This is a genomic window from Herbihabitans rhizosphaerae (assembly GCF_004216555.1).
GTDB classification, from domain to species: Bacteria; Actinomycetota; Actinomycetes; order Mycobacteriales; family Pseudonocardiaceae; genus Herbihabitans; species Herbihabitans rhizosphaerae.
The window spans coordinates 281300-305420 of record NZ_SGWQ01000007.1 but is presented as its reverse complement, the minus strand read 5'-3'; the positions used below and the strand labels follow the sequence as shown (position 1 = coordinate 305420).

General features: G+C 70.1%; 24 protein-coding genes. 11 read left to right on the top strand and 13 right to left on the bottom strand.

The window, feature by feature from the left end; all coding sequences use genetic code 11:
* Positions 1-243: 243 nt before the first annotated feature.
* From EV193_RS21885 to EV193_RS21875, 3 genes are read left to right on the top strand one after another with little or no spacing between them, the layout of a single operon-like run.
* Positions 244-1821, top strand: a complete 1578-nt coding sequence (locus EV193_RS21885; RefSeq protein ID WP_242613563.1) for an FAD-binding oxidoreductase — start codon at positions 244-246, stop codon at positions 1819-1821.
* 10 nt (positions 1822-1831) lie between these two features.
* Complete coding sequence (locus EV193_RS21880; protein ID WP_130346055.1) at positions 1832-2350, top strand: nitroreductase family deazaflavin-dependent oxidoreductase; 519 nt, start codon at positions 1832-1834, stop codon at positions 2348-2350.
* A gap of 5 nt (positions 2351-2355) precedes the next feature.
* A complete protein-coding gene (locus tag EV193_RS21875) occupies positions 2356-2778 on the top strand; it encodes a DUF5313 family protein (RefSeq protein ID WP_165401454.1) in 423 nt (140 codons plus the stop codon).
* Here the strand turns inward: EV193_RS21875 and EV193_RS21870 are convergent.
* The 5 genes from EV193_RS21870 to EV193_RS21850 form a co-directional block, all read right to left on the bottom strand.
* Positions 2730-3728, bottom strand: a complete 999-nt coding sequence (locus tag EV193_RS21870; protein ID WP_165401453.1) for a FecCD family ABC transporter permease — start codon at positions 3726-3728, stop codon at positions 2730-2732. The two genes, EV193_RS21875 and EV193_RS21870, sit on opposite strands and share 49 nt — an antisense overlap.
* Positions 3725-4720 carry a FecCD family ABC transporter permease gene (locus tag EV193_RS21865; RefSeq protein WP_130346053.1) on the bottom strand — a complete coding sequence of 332 codons (996 nt, stop codon included), beginning with the start codon at positions 4718-4720 and terminating at the stop codon, positions 3725-3727. The genes EV193_RS21870 and EV193_RS21865 overlap by 4 nt, the downstream gene beginning before the upstream one ends.
* 2 nt (positions 4721-4722) lie before the next feature.
* Positions 4723-5745, bottom strand: coding sequence for an iron-siderophore ABC transporter substrate-binding protein (locus EV193_RS21860; protein WP_130346052.1), 1023 nt, complete (start codon positions 5743-5745; stop codon positions 4723-4725).
* A 74-nt stretch (positions 5746-5819) separates the two neighbouring features.
* Positions 5820-6800, bottom strand: coding sequence for an NAD-dependent epimerase/dehydratase family protein (locus EV193_RS21855; RefSeq protein WP_130346051.1), 981 nt, complete (start codon positions 6798-6800; stop codon positions 5820-5822).
* A complete protein-coding gene (locus tag EV193_RS21850) occupies positions 6793-7737 on the bottom strand; it encodes a ScbA/BarX family gamma-butyrolactone biosynthesis protein (protein ID WP_130346050.1) in 945 nt (314 codons plus the stop codon). The genes EV193_RS21855 and EV193_RS21850 overlap by 8 nt, the downstream gene beginning before the upstream one ends.
* Before the next feature lie 205 nt (positions 7738-7942).
* Here EV193_RS21850 and EV193_RS21845 point away from each other — a divergent pair, with 205 nt between their 5' ends.
* Positions 7943-8578 (top strand): ScbR family autoregulator-binding transcription factor, encoded by a 636-nt coding sequence (locus EV193_RS21845; RefSeq protein ID WP_130346049.1) that lies wholly within the window; start codon positions 7943-7945, stop codon positions 8576-8578.
* Between the two features lie 199 nt (positions 8579-8777).
* Here EV193_RS21845 and EV193_RS21840 read toward each other — a convergent pair whose 3' ends face one another.
* From EV193_RS21840 to EV193_RS21825, 4 genes are all read right to left on the bottom strand, one after another.
* Positions 8778-9413 carry a ScbR family autoregulator-binding transcription factor gene (locus EV193_RS21840; protein WP_130346048.1) on the bottom strand — a complete coding sequence of 212 codons (636 nt, stop codon included), beginning with the start codon at positions 9411-9413 and terminating at the stop codon, positions 8778-8780.
* A gap of 7 nt (positions 9414-9420) precedes the next feature.
* On the bottom strand, positions 9421-10242 hold the full coding sequence (locus EV193_RS21835) for an AfsR/SARP family transcriptional regulator (RefSeq protein ID WP_130346047.1): 822 nt from the start codon (positions 10240-10242) through the stop codon (positions 9421-9423).
* A gap of 178 nt (positions 10243-10420) precedes the next feature.
* The gene (locus EV193_RS21830) at positions 10421-11188 is read right to left on the bottom strand and encodes an ABC transporter permease subunit (RefSeq protein ID WP_130346046.1); all 768 of its coding nucleotides are present in this window, start codon (positions 11186-11188) and stop codon (positions 10421-10423) included.
* Positions 11185-12099 carry an ATP-binding cassette domain-containing protein gene (locus EV193_RS21825; protein ID WP_130346045.1) on the bottom strand — a complete coding sequence of 305 codons (915 nt, stop codon included), beginning with the start codon at positions 12097-12099 and terminating at the stop codon, positions 11185-11187. Before EV193_RS21825 ends, EV193_RS21830 begins: the two co-directional genes overlap by 4 nt.
* A gap of 131 nt (positions 12100-12230) precedes the next feature.
* Here EV193_RS21825 and EV193_RS21820 point away from each other — a divergent pair, with 131 nt between their 5' ends.
* From EV193_RS21820 to EV193_RS21810, 3 genes are all read left to right on the top strand, one after another.
* Positions 12231-13403 (top strand): sensor histidine kinase, encoded by a 1173-nt coding sequence (locus EV193_RS21820; protein ID WP_242613562.1) that lies wholly within the window; start codon positions 12231-12233, stop codon positions 13401-13403.
* A complete protein-coding gene (locus EV193_RS21815; RefSeq protein ID WP_130346044.1) occupies positions 13400-14062 on the top strand; it encodes a response regulator in 663 nt (220 codons plus the stop codon). The genes EV193_RS21820 and EV193_RS21815 overlap by 4 nt, the downstream gene beginning before the upstream one ends.
* A gap of 64 nt (positions 14063-14126) precedes the next feature.
* A complete protein-coding gene (locus EV193_RS21810; RefSeq protein ID WP_130346043.1) occupies positions 14127-16430 on the top strand; it encodes an ATP-binding protein in 2304 nt (767 codons plus the stop codon).
* Positions 16431-16509: 79 nt separating this feature from the next.
* Here the strand turns inward: EV193_RS21810 and EV193_RS21805 are convergent, their stop codons facing one another.
* Entirely contained in the window at positions 16510-17514 is a 1005-nt protein-coding gene (locus EV193_RS21805; RefSeq protein ID WP_165401452.1) for an ATP-binding cassette domain-containing protein, read from the bottom strand.
* A gap of 698 nt (positions 17515-18212) precedes the next feature.
* Here EV193_RS21805 and EV193_RS21800 point away from each other — a divergent pair.
* The 3 genes from EV193_RS21800 to EV193_RS21790 are packed head-to-tail and all read left to right on the top strand — an operon-like array spanning position 18213 to position 22589.
* Positions 18213-21068, top strand: coding sequence for a helix-turn-helix transcriptional regulator (locus EV193_RS21800; RefSeq protein WP_165401451.1), 2856 nt, complete (start codon positions 18213-18215; stop codon positions 21066-21068).
* A gap of 16 nt (positions 21069-21084) precedes the next feature.
* Positions 21085-21927, top strand: coding sequence for a metallophosphoesterase family protein (locus tag EV193_RS21795; protein ID WP_130346040.1), 843 nt, complete (start codon positions 21085-21087; stop codon positions 21925-21927).
* A complete protein-coding gene (locus EV193_RS21790) occupies positions 21924-22589 on the top strand; it encodes a 4'-phosphopantetheinyl transferase family protein (RefSeq protein ID WP_130346039.1) in 666 nt (221 codons plus the stop codon). The genes EV193_RS21795 and EV193_RS21790 overlap by 4 nt, the downstream gene beginning before the upstream one ends.
* Here EV193_RS21790 and EV193_RS21785 read toward each other — a convergent pair.
* The 3 genes from EV193_RS21785 to EV193_RS21775 are packed head-to-tail and all read right to left on the bottom strand — an operon-like array spanning position 22586 to position 23547.
* Complete coding sequence (locus EV193_RS21785; protein ID WP_130346038.1) at positions 22586-22882, bottom strand: WhiB family transcriptional regulator; 297 nt, start codon at positions 22880-22882, stop codon at positions 22586-22588. The two genes, EV193_RS21790 and EV193_RS21785, sit on opposite strands and share 4 nt — an antisense overlap.
* Positions 22883-22892: 10 nt before the next feature.
* Positions 22893-23309, bottom strand: a complete 417-nt coding sequence (locus EV193_RS21780; protein WP_130346037.1) for a CBS domain-containing protein — start codon at positions 23307-23309, stop codon at positions 22893-22895.
* 46 nt (positions 23310-23355) lie between these two features.
* Positions 23356-23547: a hypothetical protein gene (locus EV193_RS21775; protein ID WP_130346036.1), complete on the bottom strand. Its 192-nt coding sequence runs from the start codon at positions 23545-23547 to the stop codon at positions 23356-23358.
* A gap of 94 nt (positions 23548-23641) precedes the next feature.
* Between EV193_RS21775 and EV193_RS21770 the strand changes: the two genes are divergently transcribed.
* The gene (locus tag EV193_RS21770) at positions 23642-24115 is read left to right on the top strand and encodes a hypothetical protein (RefSeq protein WP_130346035.1); all 474 of its coding nucleotides are present in this window, start codon (positions 23642-23644) and stop codon (positions 24113-24115) included.
* Positions 24116-24121 lie beyond the last annotated feature (6 nt).

Genomic DNA, 24121 nt, shown 5'->3' with positions numbered 1-24121 from the left:
AATCAGCCCGTGAACAGGCGCAATAGATACGTATCCCTACGGGGTGGCACCCCGGTTGTTTCGCGGCCGCCGAGGTTGGACAGTGATCCGTGGCGCCGATGACCGCGACCCCCGGCAGCGCGGGTCACTCCTGACGCGGAGTCGCGGGCGCCCGCCCAGCGGCGGGGAGATGAGCAACCGCACCCGAGCTCTCTCCCCGCCGCCTCTCTCTTCTCTGGTCTCTTCTCTGGGTACCGTGCTGGCGTGAAGCGCACACGATCGTGGTGGGGTTGGGGCTGGACGGACGCGGCCGTGCCGGACGGAGAGTGCGTCGCGATGGCGGCGATGCTGCCCGGCCTCGCCGACGAGCCACTGCCGGTGCCGGACGTGGCCGACCTCGACCTCCCGCCGTCCACTGTGGACGTTCCGGCGACGCTGAGCCCGTTCTGCTCGACCGGTCCCGAGCATCGCGCCGGGCACACCTACGGCAAGGCGTACCGGGACGTGGTGCGCGCGTTGCGCGGCGACGTGCGCGCCGCGCCGGACGTGGTGGCACTCCCTCGCACCGAGGCCGAGCTGGTGTCGGTCGTGGACTGGGCCGGCTCGGCGAACGTGGCGGTGATCCCGTACGGCGGCGGCTCGTCGGTGGTCGGCGGAGTGGAATACCGGGGCGGCGATCACAGCGGCGACCATCGGGGCGTGCTGTCACTGGACCTCACCCGGATGGATCGCGTGCTGGAGATCGACGAGGTCAGCCGTGCGGCGCGGATCCAGGCCGGCGCGCTCGGCCCGGTACTGGAGGACCAGCTTCGCCCGCACGGGCTGACGCTGCGGCACTTCCCGCAGAGCTTCGAGTTCTCCACGCTCGGCGGCTGGCTCGCCACCCGCGCCGGCGGGCACTACGCCACGCTGTACACGCACATCGACGACCTGGTCGAGTCGCTGCGGGTGGTCACCCCGGCCGGCGTGAGCGAGTCGTTCCGGCTGCCCGGGTCGGGTGCCGGCCCGTCGCCGGATCGGCTGTTCCTCGGGTCCGAGGGCATTCTCGGGGTGATCACCGAGGCGTGGATGCGCGTGCAGGATCGCCCGTCGCACAAGGCGTCCACGTCGGTGTCGTTCTCCTCGTTCGACGCCGCCGTGGAGGCGACGCGCGCGGTGGCGCAGTCGGGGCTGCATCCGGCGAACTGCCGGCTGCTGGACCAGGGCGAGGCGATGTTCTCCGGTGCGGGCGACGGCCGGAACTCCGTGCTGGTACTGGGTTTCGAGTCCTCGATCGGTCCGGTGGACGACCGGCTGGCGCTGGCCGTGGACATCGCCGGTCAGCACGGCGGCACCGCCCGAGCCGGTTCTGGCTCCGGCTCCGGGGACGCCGTGGAGGCGTGGCGGTCGGCGTTCCTGCGGATGCCGTACCTACGCGACGGCCTTGCTCGGATGGGCGCGATCGTGGAGACGTTCGAGACCGCGACGACCTGGGACCGGATCGGCGCGCTGATCACCGCGGTGCGCACCGAGGTGGGCGCCGCGGTCCGCGAGATCTGCGGCGCGGACGGCGTGCTCAACTGCCGGTTCACCCACGTGTATCCGGACGGCGCGGCTCCCTACTTCACCGTGATCGCCCCCGGCCGGCCCGGCGCGGAACTGTCCATGTGGGACGAGATCAAGGCCGCGGCGAGCGAAACCCTCTTGAAGCACCGCGCCACGGTCACCCATCACCACGCGGTCGGCCGCGACCACCGTCCCACCTACGACCGGCAGCGCCCCGAACCGTTCGCGGCGGCGCTGCGTGCGGCGAAGAACGCCTTGGACCCCAACGGAATCCTCAATCCCGGTGTACTCATCTGAGAGGCTCACGATGGCTGACGAACCCGCGTTTCCCGAGGTCCGGTGGGGCACCACGGACAACCCGGTCGCCAGGGCGGCGGCCGCGTTCGGTGCGACCAAGCCCGGTTCCTGGCTGATCAGGACGCTCACGCCGGTGGACCGCAAGCTGCTGGAGCGCAGCAAGGGCAAGTACGGGATTCTCGGCGCGTTCAGCGCGCCGACGTTGCTGCTCACCACGACCGGCCGCAAGTCCGGCCTGCCGCGCCGGCAGCCGCTGCTGCACTACCGCGAGGGCAATCGCGCGTACGTGGTGGGCAGCAACTTCGGGCAGCAGCACCACCCGGCGTGGACCGGCAATCTGCTGGCCGACCCGGAGGCCGTCGTCACCCTTGCCGGCAAGGAGATCCCGGTACGCGCGACGTTGCTCGACGGCGAGGAGCGGGACCGGGTGTTCGCCGAGTTCGTCAAGCGTGCCAAGGCATACGACGTGTACCGCGAACGCACCACGCGCGAGATCCGGGTGTTCCGGCTCGACCCCGAGCAACGCTGAAACCGTTGTCGCACAAGCGTCCCGACCCGGTGCGCTGGCTCTGGTACCAGTACGCCGGCACACTGCCGCCGAGGTATCGCGAGTGGGTGCTCTTCGACGGCACCTGCCGCACCTGGCTGGCCAGGGTATTCCTGCGCGGGTTCGTCCAGATCGCACCGGTGCTCGGCGCGTTGCTGGCGATACTCGTGCTGATCGGCGGGGCGTGGCCGATCGCGCTCGGCTCGGTGCTGCTCGGGCTGCTGGTGAGCCTGCGGTTCACGGCCGCGTACGCGGTGGAGAGCGTCGACCACCGGCTGGCCAAGAACGGCTACCCGCAGGGCCACGGCACCGCCGTGCGGCGCGCGCTCGACGCCGATGCCAATGCCGGCCGGGCCAAGCGCTACCGGGAGCGCTGGCGCCACTCCGACGACAACAACCAGGCCAAGTAGAGCCCGCCCACCATCGACGTTGCGATTCCGACCGGAAGTTGCGATGTGGGGAACAGTCGTTGCACCGCAACATCGCCGGCGAGAAGCAACGTTGCGCCCAGCAGCGCGGCCGGCAGCAATCCGGGCCCCTGCGAACCGGTCAGCCTGCGTGCCACCTGCGGTGCGATGAGCGCGACGAACACGATCGGCCCGGTCACCGCCGTGGCCACCGCGGCCAGCGCCACGCTGATCGCCAGGAACGCGGCACGTGCGGCCCGCACCGGTACGCCGAGACCGGCCGCCATCTCCTCGCCGAGCTCCAGCGCGCCCAGCGCGCGGGCACCGAGCAGCGCAGCCGGAAGCAACACGGCGAGCACCACACCCATGGCCAGCACGTCGTTCCAGCCGCGCAGGTTGAGGCTGCCGGTCATCCAGGCCTGTGCCGCCAGCGCCTCATAGAGCACCGCGCGGGTGATCAGGTACTGGTTGAACGCGACCAGCATCGCCGAGAGCCCCACGCCGACCAGTACCAACCGGAAGCCGTGCAGCCCGCGCCGGTACAGCAGCACGTACATCAGCATTGCGGTGGCCATCCCGCCGACGAACGCGCCGAACGAGATCTCCGCGAGCGTGCCGCCGATCCAGATGATCGTGATCAGCGCACCGGTGGTCGCGCCGTACACGATGCCGAGGAAGTCGGGGCTGCCGAGCACGTTGCGGGTCAGGCTCTGCATCACCGCACCGCTCACCGCGAGCGCCGCACCGACCAGGATCGCGGTCAGCACACGGGGCAGCCGCAGTCGGAGCACCACTGTGTCGGACACCGGATTTCCGTTGCCCAGCAAGGAGTCCAGCACGTCCGGTACGGACAGCCGCACCTCGCCGGAGGTCAGCGCGTATACCCCGACGCACACGATCACGACCGCCAGAAGCGCGCCGACCGCCACCGGCCGGGCGCGCAGGGCCTTCACAGGCTCACCTTGCTGCGCAGGCACAGCGCCAGGAACACCGGTGCGCCGATGAACGCGATCACGATGCCGACCTGCATCTCCCGCGGTGCGATGATCACGCGGCCGATCACGTCGCCGACCAGCATCAGGATCGGCCCGAGCACCACCGAGTACGCCATCACCCACCGCTGGTCCGGCCCGGCGATCATGCGCGCCACGTGCGGCACCGCCAGCCCGACGAACACGATCGGCCCGGCCGCCGCGGTCGCCGCGCCGCACAGCACGGTGAGCGCGATCGCCGCCAGCACCCGCACCAGCGTCACGTTGGCCCCGAGCCCGCGCCCGGCGTCCTCGCCCAGTGCCAGCGCGTTCAGCGCGTGCGCCAACGCGAGGGTGAGCACGGTGCCGGCGAGCACGAACGGCGCGACCACCGCCAGCACGTCGGCCCGCCGGCCGGCCAGCGATCCCACGTTCCAGAAGCGGAACTCGTTGAACGCCAACGGGTCCAGCAGCAGCACGGCCGAGTTGAACGCGAGCAGGACGGCGGTCACCGCGGCGCCGGCGAGCACGATCCGGTCCGGCGTGACGATCGACCGGCCGGTGGCGCCGAGCAGGTACACCACGGTCGCGGCCAGCGCGGCGCCGATGATCGCGAACCACACGTGCGCGAGCACACCGGACAGGCCGAAGAACCCGATGGCCACCACGACGGCCGTCGAGGAACCCATCGTCACGCCGAGCAAACCGGGTTCCGCCAACGGATTGCGGGTCAGCGCCTGCATCACCGCACCGGAGAGCCCCAACGCGATGCCGACCAGGATCGCCAGTGCCGCACGCGGCGCGCGCACCTGCCGGATGGTCACCGCGTCGGTCGACCCGTCGTCGCGCCAGAGCACGGCGAGCGCGTCGCCGAACGCGATGTCGGTCGAGCCGAGCCACAGTGACAGCACCACCGCGACGGCCAGAACCCCGAGCGCCGCGACGAGTCCCGCGACACGTGCTGTGCGGATCATCCCTATTTGACAGCCTTGGCCAGCAGCGGCACCGCGTTGTCGATGGCGTACGGGATGCTCAGCACGGTGCCGAAGGACAACGCCGCGCCGATCGGCGGGGTCTCGTACGGGATGAACAGATCACGGCCCTCGGTCGCCACTTTCAGCTTGCGGTACAACGGATCCGACTGGGTGCGCCGCACGGCGTCCTCCGACGAGGTGAGCCACACGGCGACGTCGGCCTCGAACAGGCCCAGCCCCTCGGAGCCGACCTCGACCACGTTCTGCTCCTTGGGCGCGGCGGCGATCCGCGGCGGCGTCTTGAAGCCCAGTTCGACCATGAACCCGGCCTTCGGGTCGTGCGCGGCGAACGCGGCGTAGGCGCCCGGCTGGAAGCTGTCGCCGACGACGATCGTCTTCTGCCCGAACTTCGGGTTCCGCTCGCGCACCGCGGCATACCGGTCGTCGATACCCTTGATCAGCGCTTCGGCCTGGTCGGACTTGGCCATCGCGCGGCCGACCACGCGGGTCATCTCCTGCCACGGCGCGGCATAGTCGGCGTACCCGACCGGTTGCGCCACCACCGGGAAGAGGCGCGACAGCGCGTCGTACTGCTCCTTCTTCATCCCGCTGTACTGCGCGATGATCAGGTCCGGCTGCAGCGCGATGATCCGTTCCATGTTGTAGTCGTCGCGCTCGCCGACGATCTGCGGCTCGGTGTCGCCCCACTTCGCCTTCTGCCACGGGAACTTCCCGAACGGGCGCTCCTTGAACCAGTCGACGACGCCGACCGGCTTGGCACCGAGTGCGAGCACGATCTCGTGGTCGGACAGGCCGAGGGTGACGATCTTGTCGGCCTTGCGCACCTCGGTGGTGCCGTACTTGTGGGTGACCTTCACCGGAAAGGTGCGGCCGCCGTCGGCCTGCGCGGGTGGGGCCTGGCCCGCGCTCTGGTTGCCCGAGGTGGCGGTGCCACCGCTGCACGACGCCAGTACCAGGCCCGCCACCACCGCGAGCACGGCTCGCCCGAACGATCTTCGCTGCATTAGGGCAGCCTAACCATACCGTCCGGTGGTGCACAGCGCGGGACTCACCGGTGCACAGCGCGGGACTCGCGATGTCAGACGGCGGCGGTCGCCTTGCCGGACAGCACGTCGCGGTACCACGGGATCGCGTCCGGCAGCCGAGTGGCGAGGCCGGGTCCCGGTTCCACCCCGGTGAACGACCAGATCCGCGTGCTGTCGTAGAAGTGATCCTGGGCCAGCATGGAGAACTGGTGGTCGGTGAGCGACGGCAGCGCCGACCTGGTGAGCATCCGGTGCGCGTCGGCGGTCAGGTCGAGATCGGGCAGCGGCAGATCCAGGTGCCCGCACAGCGCGGTCACCAGTTCCCGCATGCTGACCGGCCTCGGGTGGTTGACGTGGAACACCGCGCCCCGCCGCGGCCCCCACCGCATGCACGCGAGCGCCGCGATCACCGACGCCAGGTCGGACACGGCCACCATCGACGAGCGCGCGACTCCCCCGTCGGCCCAGCCCGGCACCGCCCGCAACCAGCGCAGCACGGTCGGGACCACCCACTTGTCGCCCTCGCCGTAGACCAGGTGCGGCCGAAGAACGATGCCTCCGGCCGCCCTGGTCATGCGCTCGGCGGCCAACCTCGTCCGGCTCGTCACCGAGACTGGCGACGGCGCCAGCAGCGACTCACTCGCACCGCGGTGCACGCCGTCGCCGTACACCCCCGTCGTGCTCAGCTGCACCACCCGGGACACCCCGGCCCGCCGCGCCTGTTCGAGCAGCGCCCGGGTGCCGTCGACGTTGACGGCCGTGCACGCCTCCAGATCGCCGCCGATCCGGGAGGCGAGGTGCAGCACTGTCGACACGCCGTCGCACGCACCGTCCAGCGTGGCCGCCTCGGCGAGGTCGCCATGAACGACGGCGATGCCGGCTTCGCGCATCCACGCCGGCGGCTCACGACGACAGAGCACTCGGATGAGCGCTCCGCCGTCGTGACGCCGCAGGAGCTCGCGCACGACGGCAGTGCCGACGAACCCGGTCGCCCCGGTCACCAGGACCGGAGACGCACCGGCTAACTCAGGCATCCGCCAGTTCCATCGTGCCCGTCGCGACCGTGCGACCACATTGCTCGAAGGTGACACCGAGCCGTCGGCCGCCCCTGGTACGGCCTTGGTCATCGGCGATCACCAGGCACGGGTCCTCGAACTCGACGAACCGGCGGAAGGTGAATTCCATGGCGCGCGGCACCGCGTTGGCCTTGCCAACGGTGAGCAGCGTCGCCTGTCGTGCTGCCTCCAACAGAACCATTCCGGGGACGTGGTCGACCGGGTGGTCGAACATCACCGGGTGGCCCGGATTGGCCTGTAACGACCAGACGTTGTGCAGCGGGGTCTCCGCCAGCACCACGTCCTCCGGACGGTCCCTGCCGACCAACTGCGGCTTGACCGCGGGCAGCAGCGTCGCCTGGTACGGCGTCGCGGAGAAACGGTCTCCCCGCACCCGCCGGTATCCAGCGGCCGACGCGCAGCTCCAGCCAAGCCCAGCCGTGCCGATCTTGCGACCGTCGCGGTAACAACTGAACTCCAGCCTGATTCCCCCGATGGAATCACCCCTGCGCCGAATGTCGTGCGCACGCACGACGACGACAATGTCCACCGGGCGGTCGGCGGTGCGCAACCCGACCATGTCGACCGAGACCGACATGTCGTGCAGCAGGAAGCGGTCACTCTTCGGCACGCCGAGTGCGGCGTGCGAAACGAGTAACGCTGCCTGCCGAATGGTCTCCGCGAAGATCAGCGGATCATGGGAGGCCGTGGTCCTCGGCCCAAAGAAGCTGTGCCCCCGCGGCCACTGCGCCCCCACATGAAACGTGTTCTCGTTTGTAACGTGCAGATCGGTTACGAAGACCTCTGCCACAGCGGCACGATGTACCAGGTGGCGCGGGATTGTCTGCTCGAAGAGCACCGGTCCCGCGTCGGGTAATACCCCAGTGGCGTCATCCTTCTCGATCATGGCGGTCATGACTACCTCCGTCAGCGATGAAGACCCTGTACGTAGTAAATCGGAACCCCAGGGCAAAAACCATACCTACTACCCGGTTTTTTTCGGATCTTTCCTTACGGCAAACTTGGGCTACACTCGGTGGGTGGGCCCTGACAGCCGGCCGCTATGGTCGACTGACAGGGGATGCGGCGACTGAACCGTCGACCGAAGCTAAGGAGTGACCGTGGCTCGACAGGAGCGAGCGGAACGGACGCGGAACGTGATCCTCGATGCCGCCGCCGAGGCCTTCGATGAGTACGGCTTCGTCGGCGCAAGCCTGTCCGACATCCTCGCCACCGCCGGCGTCACCAAGGGCGCCCTGTACTTCCACTTCTCCTCCAAGGAGGAGCTGGCCTCCGCACTCATCGAGGAGCAGTTCTCGGTGTGGGGGCCGTTCGCGGCCACCGACCGCCCCGGCCTGCAGACGGTCATCGACCTGACGCACAACATGGCGATGAACCTCATGCTGAGCGTGCGCGTCCGGGCGGCCATCCGGCTGGTCATCGAGCACGGCTCGTTCGCCTCGCCGGCGATCGACGCCTACCGGAGCTGGACCGACCTGGTGGAGCGCTGCATGGTGGCCGCGCAGGCCACCGGTGACCTGCGCAAAGAGGTCCAGCCGGACGATCTGGCGATGTACGTCATCGGTTCGTTCACCGGCGTGCAGCTGCGATCCCAGGTCCTCACCGGGCGAGCCGACGTCCGCCAGCGCGTCACCGACATGTGGCAGTTCCTGCTGCCGGGCATCGTCCCGCCGCGCCGGCTGACCAAGTTCAACCCGACCGGCACGGTCGACTACGAGGTCGCGGCCAGCGCCTGACAGGGGCGCACGGCTAGGCCTTGTCTCGAGGTGCCACCTGCCCCGTCCTCGCAGGGTGACCACCCGGGCGCGTCCAGGTGGATGAGCTACAAGGCGGCGTTCGCGACTCGTATTGGGCATACTCGAGCGGACGCCAACGCCGTAGATCGCCGCCTGGGCGTGCCCTACCGGACCACCCACGCAACTCCGAAACCGGCTTCTATCTGTCGACATTGGACGATCCAAACGCGTCGAGGCCGGCGAGCGTCTCGTCGTCGGCGATCTCGGGCAGGATGAGCGTCCACATACCGGCCAAGCTCTCCGAGGGCTTGGCCGGTCTGCTGGATGTCGTCGCGAGCATCTCGATACCGAGGCACATCACAGCCACCATTACCACAGCGACGTCCATGCGCACGTCCTCGGACAGCTCCTGATTCTTCTTCGCCACCCGTAAAGCGCGCCTGACCTCGGCGAACCAGGCGCGCGAGAAGGTGAGAAAGCTGTCGTCTGTCGAGCCGCACTCGCGCCCGATCCGGAAGCTAGCCGCGATCACCGGCTCGGTGTCCAGCCAGCGCACCATCGTGTGGGTCAGGTCGATCAGCGACTGCAGCGCCGACGTGCGGCCGGTCTCGAGCTCGGCGATGAACGTGCGCAGGATCGACACGGCCTCGCTCTGCACGGCCGCGCACACCTTGTCCTTACCGGAGAAGTGGAAGTACAGCGCGCCTTTGGTCACGCCCGCCGCCTTGCTGATGTCCTCCATGCTGGAGGCGGCGTAACCGTCCTTGCTGAGCAGGTCGGCCGCGGCATTCAGGAGTAACGCTCTGGTCTGCTCCGACCGAGCCTGCTTGGTCATGCCCAGGTCAGACCGCGGCGCCGACCGGCGGCTCGACGGTCACGTACTCGTGCAGCCTGGGGTCGGCGTCGAGCATCGACCGGTGCAGCCGTCGTAACGTCGGCGACGGCTCCAGGCCCAGGTCGTGGGCCAGGCACGCGCGCAGCTTGCGATACACCTCGACCGCCTCGCCACGCCGCCCGGACCGGTACATCGCCAGCATCAGGTGCGCGTACAGACCTTCGTGCGTGCGGTGTCGCGACACCAGCGCGGACAGCTCGCCGAGCAGTTGGTGGTGCCGGCCGAGCCGCAGATCGGCGTCGATCCTGCGGTCCAGCACGTTGAGCCTGGCCTCCTCGAGGCGGTGGACCTCCACCTCGAGCAGCGCACCGACCTGCACGTCGACCAGCGCCTTGCCGCGCCAGGTGGACAGCGCCTCGGTGAACGACCGCGCCGCGTCCTCGTAGTCGCCGAGTTCGCGGGCGCGGTGCCCGGCGGCGGCGAGCCGATCGAACTCGCGCACGTCGACCGTGCCGCCGCCGGTGTTCAACACGTAACCGCCCGGACGGGTAGCCAGCACCTGTTTGGCGTCGGCGTACTCCCGGTCGGCGTTCCCGCGTAGCGCCGTGGTGATCAGGTTGCGCAGGTGCAGGACGTAGGTCTGCACCGTGGTCGTCGCTGTGCGCGGCGGCGCGTCTCCCCACAGCTCCTCGAACAGCGATGGGGCCGGCACGACCTCGTCGGCGTGGACGGCGAGCATCGCGAGAACCTTTCGCGGCTTCGCGGCGGTCGGGGTCACCGACACACCGTCGATACGCACCGCTAACGGCCCGAGAACGTCGATATCCACGTCGTCTCCCCTGCCTCGGACGGCGGCCCGCCTGGTGTGCGACCCGTTCGTCCCACCAAGGATACAAAACCGACCGACCGGTTTGTCAATGGCCTAGGGGACGCCCCTACCTAATCTTTCACATCGCGAACTCGACCACCGGAAACGCCGGCGACGAACCCCAGAGCACCCGGGCGCCTCACGCGTCCCTCCTCCGCAACACGACCGCCGCGGCACCGAGCGCGACCACTACGTAGCCCACCGCGACGGCCACCGCACCCGGCTGCGAGAGCACCGCCTCCGACTGCGGGACGCCGGCCAACTGCGGCGCGAGGTTGCGCAGCATCAGCGAGGCGAGCACGTTGCCCACCGAGCTGGGCAGCGCCATGGCCACCATCGGCAGCACGAACAGCAGCACGAACACCGACACCAGCGCGCCGGCCGTGGACCGGATGACCGTGCCGAGGCCGAGCGCGACCAGGCTGATCACCGTGATCACGAGCCCGTCGGCGACCACCAGCGGTACGGCGTCGGCCGCGGAACCGCTGAAACCGAACGGCGGCGGGCGGTCCCCGACGATCAGCCGGCTCGCCCAGAACCCGGCGAACGAGATCACCTGGCCGGCCACCAGCGTCACACCGGAGACGACCAGCGCCTTGGCGGCGAGCACCTGGAGCCGATTCGGCGCGGCGACCAGACTGGTGCGGATCATGCCGGTCGCGTACTCGCCGGTGATCACCAGAATCGCCAGCGTGGCCAGGCAGACCTGGGTGACCGGCTGGGCCAGCAGGCCCGCGTCACCGGCCGCGAACTTGTCCCGCATCTCCGGCGAGCTGTCCCAGTCGGCGGCCATCAGCGCGGTGATCACCGCGCCCGCGACGAGCCCGGCCAGCGGGCCGATCAGCAGGTTCACGGACGATCGGAGCGAGCGCAGCTTCAGCCACTCCGATGCCAGCACGTCGTTCACGACGCCCTCCCAGCCTGCGCGCGGTACTCCACGCTCTCGTCGGTCAGTTCCATGTACGCCTCCTCCAGCGAGGCACTGCGCGGAGTCAGCTCGTGCACCGCGATCCCGGCGCGCAACGCCAGGTCCCCGATCGCAACGGCGTCCATGCCGCGCACCGCGAGCTCGCCGTCTGGTCCACTGTGGACGGACGCACCGGCGGTACTGAGCGCACCGCGCAGCTCGTCCGCCCTCGGCGTGCGCACCAGCACGTCGCGGCGGAAGTCCTCGGACAGCGCGGCCATCGACGTCTCGGTGATCAGTTGTCCCCGGCCGATCACCACGACGTGGTCGGCGGTCAGCGCCATCTCGCTCATCAGGTGGCTGGACACCAGCACCGTGCGCCCCTCGGCGGCCAGCGCGCGCATCAACTCGCGGATCCACCGGATGCCTTCCGGGTCCAGCCCGTTCACCGGCTCGTCGAACATCAGCACACCGGGATCGCCGAGCAACGCCGCTCCGATGCCGAGCCGTTGCCGCATGCCGAGCGAGAAGCCGCCGATCCGTTTGCGCGCGACACCGGCGAGGCCCACCCGCTCCAGCACGTCGGTGACCCGCGCCCGGCCGATGCCGTTGCTCCGCGCGACGCAACGCAGGTGCATCTCGGCGGTGCGCCCGCCGTGCACAGCGCCCGCGTCGAGCAACGCACCGACTTCGTGCAACGGTTTTCGCAACGTTGCGTACGGCCGGCCGTTGACCATCGCAACGCCCGAGGTCGGCCGGTCGAGGCCGAGGATCGCGCGCATGGTGGTCGACTTGCCGGACCCGTTCGGGCCGAGGAACCCGGTCACCTGTCCGGGTTTCACGGTGAAGGACAGTTCGCGGACGGCCACCGTGTCGCCGTACCGCTTCGTGAGCTCGCGTACTTCGATCATGGCCACAACGATCGCCGCTCACCCGAGTGTCCACATCGGACCACAGCTCGGACCCGGGCGAGCGGCTCATACCCCGGTCTGACCCACCGCGCTCCGACGCCGTGCGCGAGTCGAGCGGATACGGTCGGCCCGTGGAGAACCCGTTCGGCAGGCGATTCGGTGACGCGCACCTGTACGCCATCGACGCGATGGTCGCGGTCGTCATGGCGCTCGCCGTGGTCGTGGCGGCCAGCGAGACGCCGCGCCCCACCGGCTTGCACGAGCCGCTGTGGCTGTCCTGGTTCGTCGGGCTTGCCGTGGGACTGCCGATCGCGGTACGGCGCAAGTGGCCGATGCCCGCGTTCACGATCGTGTTCGGCATCGCGGCCGTCGCCACCACGACCGGCATCGTGCCGATCTACGCGGCCATCCCGGTGTACCTCGCGGTCGCGCTGATGCTGTACACCGTCACGGTCGTCAACGCGAGGGCCACCACCGCGCTGGCGGGGTGCCTGATCGCGGTCGGGTTGGTGGTGATCGCCGGCGAGACCGTGGCGCCGCAGCCGTGGGACGAGACGCTCCCCTGGTTCCTGGTGACCTGCGCGACGTTCGGCGCGACCTGGGCATTCGGCGTCGGGGCGCGGCAGCGGCGGGCCTACGCGGCGCGGGCCACCGAGCGGGCCGTGGCCGAGGAGCGGCTGCGGATCGCGCGCGAGCTGCACGACGTGGTCGCGCACGGCATGAGCATGATCGCGGTGAAGGCCGGCATCGCCAACCACGTCGCCGAGGACCGGCCCGAGGAGGCGCGCGAGGCGCTGCGGGTGATCGAGCGGACCAGCCGGGACGCGCTCACCGAGATGCGCAGGCTGCTCGGCGTGCTGCGCGCGGAGTCCGACTCGGCCGCCGGCGACGCCGAGCTGGCGCCCGCGCCGGGTGTCGCCGATCTGCCGGAGCTGGCCGACCGGGCCAGGATGGCCGGGGTGCCGCTGGCGCTGGACGTGCGGGTGGACGAGGAACTGCCCGAGGCGGCCGGGCTGACCGTGTACCGGATCGTGCAGGAGGCGTTGACCAACGTGGTCAAGCACGCGGCGCCGGCCCGGTGCGCGGTGAGCGTGGTGGCCGACGGCGGACAGGTGCGCATCGAGGTGACCGACGACGGGCCGGGGACGCGGATGCTGCCGGGCACGGGCGGCGGACACGGGCTGATCGGCATGCGAGAACGGGTGATGATGTACGACGGAACCTTCACGGCGGGCCCACGTCCGAAGGGCGGATTCGCCGTCACGGCAAGGATTCCGTATCAGTCCACTGTGGACGCTTCGTGACCGGCGTACTGGTGGTCGACGACCAGGCACTGGTGCGCGGCAGCTTCGGCGTGCTGGTCGAGTCGGCTCCTGATCTGACGCTCGTCGGTGAGGCCGGCGACGGCGTGGAGGCGGTTCAGGCGGCGGCCCGGCTGCGGCCGGACGTCGTGCTGATGGACGTGCGGATGCCGCGCATGGACGGCATCGAGGCGACCCGCCGCATCGTCGGCTCCGCGGAGACGGCCGGGATCCGGGTGCTCGTGCTGACCACGTTCGACCTGGACGAGTACGTGTACTCCGCGCTGCGCGCCGGGGCCAGCGGGTTCCTGCTCAAGGACACCAGGCCGGCCGAGCTGCTCGCGGCGATCAGGGTGGTGGCCGACGGTGAGGCGCTGCTCGCGCCGACGGTGACCCGGCGCCTGATCGCCGAGTTCACGGCGCGGCCGAGGCCGTCTCGCCGTCCCGGCGGTGAACTCGCCGGGGTGACCGACCGCGAGCGCGAGGTGCTCACGCTGATCGCGAAAGGCTTGTCCAACAACGAGATCACCGAACACCTGCATCTGAGTATGGCCACCGTGAAGACGCACATCGGTCGTCTGCTGGCCAAGCTGCACGCCCGCGACCGGGCGCAGTTGGTGATCACGGCCTACGAGTCCGGCCTCGTCACCGCCCGCGAGTGACCGACCCTGAGGGGTTACGATCGTTGATCGACACCGCGCGTGACGAATCGGCTTGGAGCTGCGCATGGCGGCGATCGAGGACCCGCACGGACTGCCCGGCGCACCGGTGGCGCGGACCAGTTACGTGGGCCGAGACCACGAGGTCACCGAGCTGCGCGCGCTGCTGGACGCCGAGCGGCTGGTGTGCGTCGTCGGCCCGCCCGGTGTGGGCAAGACCCGGCTCGCCGTGCGGCTCGCCGCCGATCTGGCCGCCGAACTGCCGGACGGCGGGGCGCTCATCGAGTTGGCCGAGTTGCGCGACGCGGGGCTCGTCGCCAACACGATCGCGGTGGCTCTGGGGCTGCCCACCCACGCCGGGGCCGAGCCGCGGGAACTGCTGGAGCACCTGCGGGACCGGCGGACGCTGCTCGTGCTGGACAACTGCGAGCACCTGATCGACGCGTGCGCCGAGATCGTGCACGCGATTCTGCGCGAGTGCCCGCGGGTGCTCGTGCTGGCCACCAGCCGGCAGTCCCTCGGTGTCACCGGCGAGCACCTGTACCCACTGCTGCCGCTCGCGGTGCCCGAGCCCGACGACGTGCACTCCCCCGCCGACCTGGACGGATACGACGCGGTGTCGCTGTTCGTCGCACGGGCGCGCGCGTTGATGCCGTCCTTCGAGGTCACCGAGGACAACCATCGCGACGTGGCCCGCCTGATCAACGGGCTGGACGGCCTGCCGCTGGCCATCGAGCTGGCGGCGGTGCGGCTGCGGTCGCTGTCGGTGCGGCAACTCGCCGACCGGCTGACCACGCGGCTGTCGCTGCTGGCCGGCACACCGCGCGCCGGTTCTCATCGGCACCGGAGCCTGCACGGCACGCTGGAGTGGAGTTTCGAGCTGTGCACGCCGGACGAGCGGCTGGTGTGGGCGCGCGCCTCGGTGTTCGCGGGCTCGTTCGACCTGTGCACCGCCGAGCGGGTGTGCGGCGGCGACGGGGTCTCGCCGGCCGCGATGATGGACGTCATCACCGGTCTGGTCGACAAATCGGTGCTCATCGCGCGCCAGCACTCGGGTGAGAACCGGTTCCACATGTTGGAGACGCTGCGCGAGTACGGCCGGGAGCACCTGTCCGCCGAGGAAGCCGAGCGAGCCGGGCAGCGGCACCGGGACCACTACGTCGCCCGGGCCGCCCACGTGCGCGAGACGGCGGGAACGCCGGAGGGCCTGTCGGCGTGCCAGCGGCTGCGGCTGGACCACCCGAACGTGCGGGCCGCGCTCGAATACTTCCGGCGCACCCCGGGGCAGGCCGATGCCGGGGTCGCGATGATGACCGACCTGCATCAGTACTGGCACACGTGGCGCCTGCTCGCCGAGGCCAGAGCTTGGCTCGATCGCCTGTTGCCGGACGCCTCGCCCGGCGGACCACGGGTCTGTCTGGCTCTGCTGTACAACGCGGCCTACTGCGTGCACGAAGGCGATCTGGACCGCTGCGACACGCTGGTGACCGAGGCGACGGAGATGGCGACCGGCCTCGGCGACGAGTTCCTGATGTCCAGGGCGACGTTCACGGTCGGTTTCCTCGCCGAGTGCCGCGGCCAACCTGGGCGCGCGGCGGGACTCTTCTCAACCGCGGTGGCCGGCTTCCGCGCGGTCGGCAACCGGCGGGGAGAGCTCGCGAGCCTCAACCACCTCGGGTGGAGCACCGGTTTCTCCGGCGACCCGGACGGTGGCAGACGCATTCTGCGGGAGGGTCTCGCGCTCAGCACCGAACTCGGCGACCTGCAGTCCGGGCTCTACTCGCTGGCCGGACTGACCATGATCGAGGCGGAGTTCGGCGAGCCGGACGTGGCCGCGCGCACGCTTGGAGAGCTGGTCGCGGCCGCCAAGAATCTGGAAGTCGATCGGTGGGACGTGGAATGGCTGTCCAGCGCCGGCTGGGTCGCCGGGCGTCGCGGCGATCACGCTCGCGCGGCGACCCTGTACGGGATCACCGAAACGGCCTGTCGTGTCCAGGGCATCGCCATGCACACGCTGGCCGCGTTCGAGGCGCCCAACGCGCGGCACGTCCGGCGAACCCGGGAAGCCCTCGGTGAGCAGGAGTTCGAGCGCCGTTTCACGGCCGGCGCGGCCTTGTCCGAAGCGGAGGCGATGCTCTACGTCTTCGACACCCCTGAGGCGATCCGCGTGCCGTCCGGCGCCGATCTGCTCACCAGGCGGGAGCGGGAGATCACCGACCTGGTTCGGCAAGGTCTGACCAACGGCCAGATCGCCGATCGGTTGTGCATCTCCCGCCGCACGGCGGAGAAGCACGTCGCGAACATCATGAACAAGCTCGATCTGCGCAGGCGCACTCAGTTGGCCGCCTGGGCCGTTCGCCGACCGGAGTGATCCCCGGAGCGTGCTGTCACGTGTGGACATCACGGCTGCCTCCTCGGGTCGGCGCGTACCTCGGTCGATCGTTCGGAACTCAGGCCACCAGGCCGGTCTCGGCGAGCTCGAGGACCCACTCGACCAGGTCGGCGTGCACCTGGTCGCGGTCGCGGCCCCAGTTCTCGGCGAGCAACTCGGCCGCACGGTCCAGCCGCCCGTCCCGGGTGCGCAGCGCGATCCACATCGCGGTGCGGTCGCGGTCGTAGCGGTAGCGCGCACCGGTGGCCTCGACGCGCAGCTCCAGGCCGCCGTCCTCGAGCACGGTCACCCGCACGCCGGGCGCGGGACGCACGGTCAGCGGAGCGGCCGGGGTGAGGGGGACCATTCGCCCGCCCTCGATCACCCGAACGTGGTCGCACACCCGGTCGAGGCCGACCTCGGTGTCACCGGACAGCAGCACCGCGCCGCCGTTGCCGGCGAAGTCGCGCAGAACCGTGCGCACCACGGCGGCGGAGCCCTCGTCGATACCGGCGAACACGTCGTCGAGGACCAGCACGGCCGGCCGGTGCACCAGCGCGGCGGCCAGCCGCAGGCGCCGGCGCTGCCCCTCGGTGTACTCGGCGATCTCCGAGGTCGCGACGTCCACCAGGCGCAGGGTCGTGATCAGCTCGCCGGCCCGCCGCTGGGCCGATCCGATCGGCATGCCGTGCTCGAGCCCCTCGGACACGAGCAGTTCGCGGCCGGTCATCCAGTCCGGCACGAACCCGCTGTCGGGCAGCATGCCGACCAGGTCGCGGGCGTGGCGGGTGTCGGTCGCCCAGATGTCGGTGTCGCCGACCCGCACGGTGCCCTCGTCCGGGGGCAGCAGGCCCATCGCCATGCACAGCACGGTGCTGCGGCCGGATCCGGCGTCGCCGACCAGTCCGACCACGGCGCCGGCCGCGATGTCCAGGTCCACGCCGTCGACCACGACATCGTCACCGAACTGCTTGACCAGCCCGGTCAGCCGCAGCAGGCCGGGTCGCATCGCGTCGACCGTGGTGACGGCCGGTGGGCCGGCGTGGAGTGGGGTGTTCTCGTTGGGGGAAAGTGTGGTGCGCATCGGGTGCCTCCGGTGTCGTCGTCGGTTGTTTTCGTCGTCGACACAGACGCTATGCGGGTGCCGGGTTCGCCGTAATCGGACTGAATCCACTTCGGGGGTGGACCTGACCCCACCACCGAACGGGTTACCTGCACCCACGCGCGCGCGAAGGCCAGTTACCGAGCGCATCCGGGATGGCGCGGGACCAGCGCGGGACAACTGCCGTTCAACCCCGCGTACGCCGGCGTTAATGGCATTTGATGCGACCCCGAAGCAGGCGAAACAATTGCTTGAATGGGGCTAAAAATGCGCATTTAGGCGATTCGCCATTACACACGTTCGGCCCAGTACGAAAGTCGATCATGATCACTGCCTGCGCCTGAACGTCGAGCTGGCCGCAGGTCAGGCACCCATATAGCGTAGGCAGTCCGTCACAGCCGGTGCTCTCTCTTGCACTAGCAATCCTTGAGGTCCTCTAGGTCGGTCTACCCCAAATGGAACTGCCAACTCGAGCCTTGTCAAAGACACGAACATACTCGCGGGTAATTAGTAAAAAGACTCCACGATGCCCCCGATCAGGGGTACATTAAAACCGTTGGACGAGGCCTCCAGGGGCTGCCGCCACCGTGTGTCAAGGGATCCACTAAAGGATGACTCAAGGACAACTCAAGAATCATTGGTGGACCCATGGCTACATGGCGAGCAGAGAGGAAAAAGGCATGCTGTTCGTAGAACGAAACAAAGAGCTGGACCTCCTGGACGGGCTGTTCGCGAAGTGTGCCAGGGGCAGGGGACAGATCGCGCTGATCACCGGGGGTATGGCGACCGGCAAGACCGAGTTGCTCAACGCGTTCACCGAGCGCGCGGTGGAGGCAGGCGCCGTCCTGCTCACCGCGACCGGTGCGCGCGCCGAGCGGCACCTGCACCTTGGCGTGCTTGGACAGCTCTTCCATGGAGGGGATCTTCCCGAGGCGGTGGCACAGCGCGTGACCGACGTGCTGTCCGAGGACGACGTGACCATGTCGACGCCGTCGGCCGACCTCACCACGATCGAGGAGGCCAACGCGCGCGTCGTGCACGGACTGTGCAGCGCGCTGTTGGAGCTGGCCTCCGATCACCCGGTGGTGCTGGCCGTGGACGACGTCCAGTTCGCCGACCGCGGCTCGCTGCAGGCGCTGCTGTACCTACAGCGGCGCATCCGCTCCACCAGGGTGCTGGTGGTGCTCACGCAGTGGACCTCGGCGCGGCACGCCAACCCGGACTTCCACTCCGAGATCACCAGGCAGCCGAACACCACGGCGATCAAGCTGGCGCCACTGTCCGTCGACGGCGTGGGGGCGCTGCTCGCCGAGACGGTGGACACGCCAGAGGTGAAGTCGGTGGCGACCGTGTACCACGCGGTCAGCGGCGGCAACCCGCTGCTGGCCCGCGCGCTGGTCGACGACTACGTGGCCGCGGGCGGCGAGGGCGAGCCGATCGTCGGCTCGGCGTTCACCGAAGCCGTGGTCGCCTGCCTGCACCGGTGGGACGGCCGGCTGCTGGACGCGGCCACCGGGCTCGCGGTACTCGGCGAGCACGCGTCGCTGGCCACCCTGGAGCGGCTGCTCGACCTGCGCTCCGAGACGGTCACCCAGGCGGTCGACTCGCTGGAGACGGCCGGCGTGCTGGACGGCGGCCGGTTCCGCCACCCGGCCGCGCGGGCCGCCGTGCTGGACGGCCTCGGTGACACCGAGCGCGGCACGCTGCACCACGGTGTGGCCGAACTGCTGCACCAGGACGGCGCCAACGCCGCCACGGTCGCCCAGCACCTGATCGAGGCCGACCGGGCGAACGCGCCGTGGGCGGTCGGCGTGCTGCGCGTCGCGGCCAAGCAGGCGCTCGCCGACGACGACGTGGACGCCGCGGTCGGGTACCTGGAGCTGGCCAAACGGTCCACCACCGGTGCCCGCGAGCGGGCCGACATCATCGCCTCGCTGGCCAGGGTGGAGTGGCGGCGCAACCCGTCGGCCGCCGCGCGCCACCTCGACCCGCTGCGGTCCGAGTTCGCCGAGGGCACGCTGGACGAGCGCAGCGCGATCATGATGATCAAGTCGCTGCTGTGGCACGGCCAGGCCGAGGAGGCACAGGAGGCGCTCGGCAAGATCGCCAACTCCTCCGAGCCGCCGAGGTCGCAGCCGGCCGCGGAGCTGCGGCTGATCCAGAAGTGGCTGTCCCCGGTGTCCGCGTCCGCCGCTCCGGCGATCGCGGACGACGGCGCGGCCGCACCGGTCAGCTCCTGGGTGCGCGCATCGTCCACTTTGGACTCCGCGTTGAAGAAGGGCTCCACCCGCGACCTGGTCACCGGCGCCGAGCACGTGCTGCAGAGCTGCCGGCTCGGCGAGGAGACGCTGGACACGCTGGTGTGCGCGCTCAAGGCGCTGATCTACGCCGACCGGTACGACCTGGCCGCGCCGTGGTGCGAGGTGCTGCTCAACGAGTCGGCGTCGCGCAAGGCCAACACATGGCGCGCGCTGTTCAGCGGGGTGCGGGCGGAAATCGCGCTGCGCCAAGGAGATCTGCCCGCGGCGGCCAAGCACGGGCGGGACGCGCTGAGCACCATCTCGGCGCAGAGCTGGGGTGTGGCGATCGGCTCGCCGATGGCGACGCTGCTGCTGGCCCGCACCGCGCTGGGCGACGAGGAGGGCGCGACCGAACTGGTCCGGCAGACCGTGCCGGAGGCGACCTTCCGCACCCGGCCGGGGCTGCGCTACCTGCACGCGCGCGGCAAGTACCACCTCAGCCTCGGGCGGCTGCACGCGGCGCTGGGCGACTTCCAGCAGTGCGGCGACCTGATGCGTGAGTGGGACATCGATCAGCCGACGCTGGCGCCGTGGCGGGCCGACGCCGCGCAGGCGCACCTGCGGCTGGGCAACCGGGACAAGGCCAAGGAGTTGGTCGCCGAGCAGCTGAACCTGCCTGGCGGCAACACCTCGCGCACCCGGGGCACCTCGCTGCGAGTGCTGGCGGCGGCCAGCGAGTTGAAGCACAGACCGGCGTTGTTACGCGAATCGGTCGACCTGTTGCAGGCCAGCGGCGACCGGCTGGAGCTGGCGCACACGCTGGCCGACCTCAGCCACGCGCACCACGCGCTCGGCGAGTTCAAGCGGGCGCGCATGATGGCCCGCCGCGCGATGCACATCGCCAAGGGCTGCCAGGCCCAGCCGCTGTACCGCACGCTGTCCGCGGCGTCCGGCGAGACCGGTGACTCCGAGTCCACGAACGAGACCCCGACCGAGGGCGTCGCCGCGCTGAGCGACGCCGAGCGCAGGGTCGCGATGCTGGCGGCGCAGGGGCACACCAACCGGGAGATCGGGCGCAAGCTGTACATCACGGTCAGCACCGTGGAACAGCACCTGACCAGGGTGTACCGCAAGCTGAAGGTGACGAGGCGCACCGACCTGCCGACCGGTCTGCCGCTGCAGGCGATGACCTGGGAGCCGGACTTCGGCGAGAACCGCCAGCAGCAGCCGCGGCACCCCGGCCCGCCGAGCCCTCGGGTGAACCCGGTCTCGACGGCGCCGAGGCCGAGGCGGTGAGGGATACGGTGAAGGCGTGAACTTGCTCGCTGTCAGTGATCTGCATGTCTCGTACGCGGAGAACCGCGACATCGTGGACGGGCTGCGGCCCGGCTCCGACGGCGACTGGCTGATCGTGGCCGGGGACGTGGCCGAGCGGATGTCGCTGATCGAGGAGACGCTGCGGCGGCTGCGCGACCGGTTCGCGCAGGTCATCTGGTCGCCGGGCAACCACGAGCTGTGGACCACGCGCGACGACGAGGTGCAGCTGCGCGGGGTGGCACGCTACGAGGCGCTGGTGGAGATGTGCCGGGGCCTCGGCGTGCGCACGCCGGAGGACGATTTCCTTGTGTGGCAAGGAGAACACGGCGAATCCGACCGTGTAATGATCGCGCCGCTGTTCGTCGGGTACGACTACACGTTCCGCCCGGAGGGCTGTGACACCAAGGAGCAGTCACTGGCCAAGGCGCACGAGACGGGCGTGGTGTGCACCGACGAGTACTTCCTGCACCCCGATCCGTACCCGTCGCGAGAGGCGTGGTGCGAGGCGCGGGTGGCCGAGTCGGAGCGGCGGCTTTCGGCGTGCGACCCGGAGATCCCGCTCGTGATGGTGAACCACTATCCGCTCGTGCGGGATCCGACGCGGGTGCTCTACTACCCGGAGTTCGCGCAGTGGTGCGGAACCGTGCGCACGGCCGACTGGCACACCCGGTTCAACACCGCGGCGATGATCTACGGGCACCTGCACATTCCGCGGATCACCTGGCACGACGGGATTCGCTTCCAGGAGGTGTCGCTGGGCTACCCGCGCGAGTGGCGGCGGCACGGCAACCCGCACGGGATCCTGCGGCAGATCCTGCCCGCGCTGGAGTCGGTGTGATCGCCGAGTTGCTGCCGCCGAAGGTGGCCTCGGCGGAGGTGTTCACCGACGACCCGGACGTGCGGCTGTTCCCGGAGGAGGAGGCGCTGGTCGCGAAGGCGGTGGCCAAGCGCCGGGACGAGTTCGCCAACGCCAGGGCGTGCGCGCGCCGGGCGCTCGGCGAGCTGGGCTATCCGCCGGTGCCGATCCTGTCCGGGCCGAAGCGGGAGCCGCTGTGGCCGGATGGTGTGGTGGGAGCGATCACGCACTGCGCCGGTTATCGGGCGGCGGCCGTGGCCCGCGCGTCGGACGTGACGACCATCGGGGTCGACGCCGAGCCGCACGCGCCCCTGCCGGACGGCGTGCTGGACGCGGTCAGCCTGCCGGCCGAACGTGCTCGAGGACGTGCGCTCGCGGTCGCGGCACCGGACACCCACTGGGACCGGATTCTCTTCTGTGCCAAGGAAACCGTGTACAAGGCGTGGTTCCCGCGCACGAAGCGCTGGCTGGGCTTCGAGGACGCGGACATCACGATCGACGGCGACGGCACGTTCGACGCGCGCATCCTCATCGACGGGTCCACTGTGGACGGTGGCACGATCGCCGGCTTCACCGGACGGTGGATCGCCACGGACGGCTTGATTCTCACCGTGATCGCCGAGCCGTCCACAGTGGACGGTTAAGCCGACTGGAGGAACTGCCGGCGGCGCTTGACCGCGTGCCGGCGCTCGGACTCGTCCAGCCCGCCCCACACGCCGTACGGCTCCTGCACGGTGAGCGCGTGGTTGCGGCACTCCACGAGGACCGGACAGCTCTGGCAGATTTCCTTGGCCTTGGCCACCCGCAGATCGCGGGCGGCGCCGCGCTCCCGGTCGGGGTGGAAGAACATCGCGGTGTCCAGATCGCGGCACGAGCCGCGCAGTTGCCAGTCCCAGGTCTCCGTGGCGGCGCCCGGCAGGCGAGTCAGGTCCGACATGGCGTTCTCCTCAGGGGATCGAGAGGGCTTGGAGCAGTTCGCCGACCTTGGGTTGGTCGAGTGCGCGCGCGACGTCGGCCTGCGCGACCATGCCGATCAGGTTCGTGCCGTCGAGTACCGGCAGGCGGCGCACCTGGTGGCGTTCCATCACGCCGAGTACGGATGCGACGTCGTCGCCGGCGTCGACGGTGATCACTTCGCCCTGGGCGAGTTCACCGGCGTGCAGTGACCTCGGGTCCTTGCCCGCGGCGATCACCTTCACCACGATGTCGCGGTCGGTGATCATGCCTTTGAGCTTGTCGTCCTCGCCGCACACCGGCAGCGCGCCGATCCCCCGATCGGCCATGCTGCGCGCGGCGTCCAGGATCGTGTCGCTGGTTCTGGCACAAGTCGGGTCGGCCGTCATGATTTCTCGTGCGGTCGTCATGGTGATCCTTTCGTTGTGCGCCAACGGCTGTGCGCCAACGGCTGGGCTACCGGTAGGTGTCGCGGTCGTCGTCCGGGTCCAGTGCCCGGGACTGCTCGGCGGCGTCGGCCTCGGCGGCCTCCACCGGCGTCTCGCCGGTCGGCCCGGGTTCCCCGTGCTCGGCGTCGTCCTGACGCTGTTCGAGCACGTCGGTCGCGGGCTGTTCCGGCGCGATGTCGTCCTTGGGCACCTCGTGCATGGACTTGAGGTACCCACATGCGCGCGAACCAACCATCAGTTTGTGAGGGTGGACCTGGGGTACCCCTCGGTCACAACCCGTTGGAGGTGCTCTGGTGGACACCAACAGCTACCTGGCGTTCCTGTTGATCGGCGTGGTGCTCGTGGTGATCGACGGGCTGATCATCTATCGCAGTGGGCAGCGTTACCTGTCCGGTCCGGACGGGGAGGACGGCACGAGCGCGTCGTTGGCGCGGATGGTGACGGTGCTGTTTCACCTGGCGGTGCTGGGCGTACTGGCGTTGATATCGACGATCGACGTGCCGGCCGACAGCGCGGCCGAGGCCATTGTCCTGCGGCTGGGCATCGTGCTGCTGGTGCTGGCGGCGGCGCACGCGATCACGATCGGCGCGTTCACCCGAATGCGTGACCGCCGGGAGGCGGAGCGCATCAGTCGGGAACGCGCGGCACACGAACGTGGAAACCGACACCCCGAGCCAGTCGTGACGCCGGTCCCCGGCCAGGCGAGCAGCGCACAGCCGGCCGTCGCGCCGCCGATCGAACGCGGCAGGTATTCCGGTACGAGTTGAGGAAGG

Bases quoted from the DNA above. Each gene is read 5' to 3' on its own strand.
- EV193_RS21855 (WP_130346051.1), bottom strand. From the start codon at position 6,800: ATGCCTGAGTTAGCCGGTGCGTCTCCGGTCCTGGTGACCGGGGCGACC.
- EV193_RS21810 (WP_130346043.1), top strand. From the start codon at position 14,127: ATGGCGGCGATCGAGGACCCGCACGGACTGCCCGGCGCACCGGTGGCG.
- EV193_RS21785 (WP_130346038.1), bottom strand. From the start codon at position 22,882: ATGTCGGACCTGACTCGCCTGCCGGGCGCCGCCACGGAGACCTGGGAC.
- EV193_RS21850 (WP_130346050.1), bottom strand. From the start codon at position 7,737: ATGACCGCCATGATCGAGAAGGATGACGCCACTGGGGTATTACCCGAC.
- EV193_RS21775 (WP_130346036.1), bottom strand. From the start codon at position 23,547: ATGCACGAGGTGCCCAAGGACGACATCGCGCCGGAACAGCCCGCGACC.
- EV193_RS21825 (WP_130346045.1), bottom strand. From the start codon at position 12,099: ATGATCGAAGTACGCGAGCTCACGAAGCGGTACGGCGACACGGTGGCC.
- EV193_RS21800 (WP_165401451.1), top strand. From the start codon at position 18,213: ATGCTGTTCGTAGAACGAAACAAAGAGCTGGACCTCCTGGACGGGCTG.
- EV193_RS21865 (WP_130346053.1), bottom strand. From the start codon at position 4,720: ATGATCCGCACAGCACGTGTCGCGGGACTCGTCGCGGCGCTCGGGGTT.
- EV193_RS21880 (WP_130346055.1), top strand. From the start codon at position 1,832: ATGGCTGACGAACCCGCGTTTCCCGAGGTCCGGTGGGGCACCACGGAC.
- EV193_RS21780 (WP_130346037.1), bottom strand. From the start codon at position 23,309: ATGACGACCGCACGAGAAATCATGACGGCCGACCCGACTTGTGCCAGA.
- EV193_RS21805 (WP_165401452.1), bottom strand. From the start codon at position 17,514: ATGCGCACCACACTTTCCCCCAACGAGAACACCCCACTCCACGCCGGC.
- EV193_RS21860 (WP_130346052.1), bottom strand. From the start codon at position 5,745: ATGCAGCGAAGATCGTTCGGGCGAGCCGTGCTCGCGGTGGTGGCGGGC.
- EV193_RS21840 (WP_130346048.1), bottom strand. From the start codon at position 9,413: ATGACCAAGCAGGCTCGGTCGGAGCAGACCAGAGCGTTACTCCTGAAT.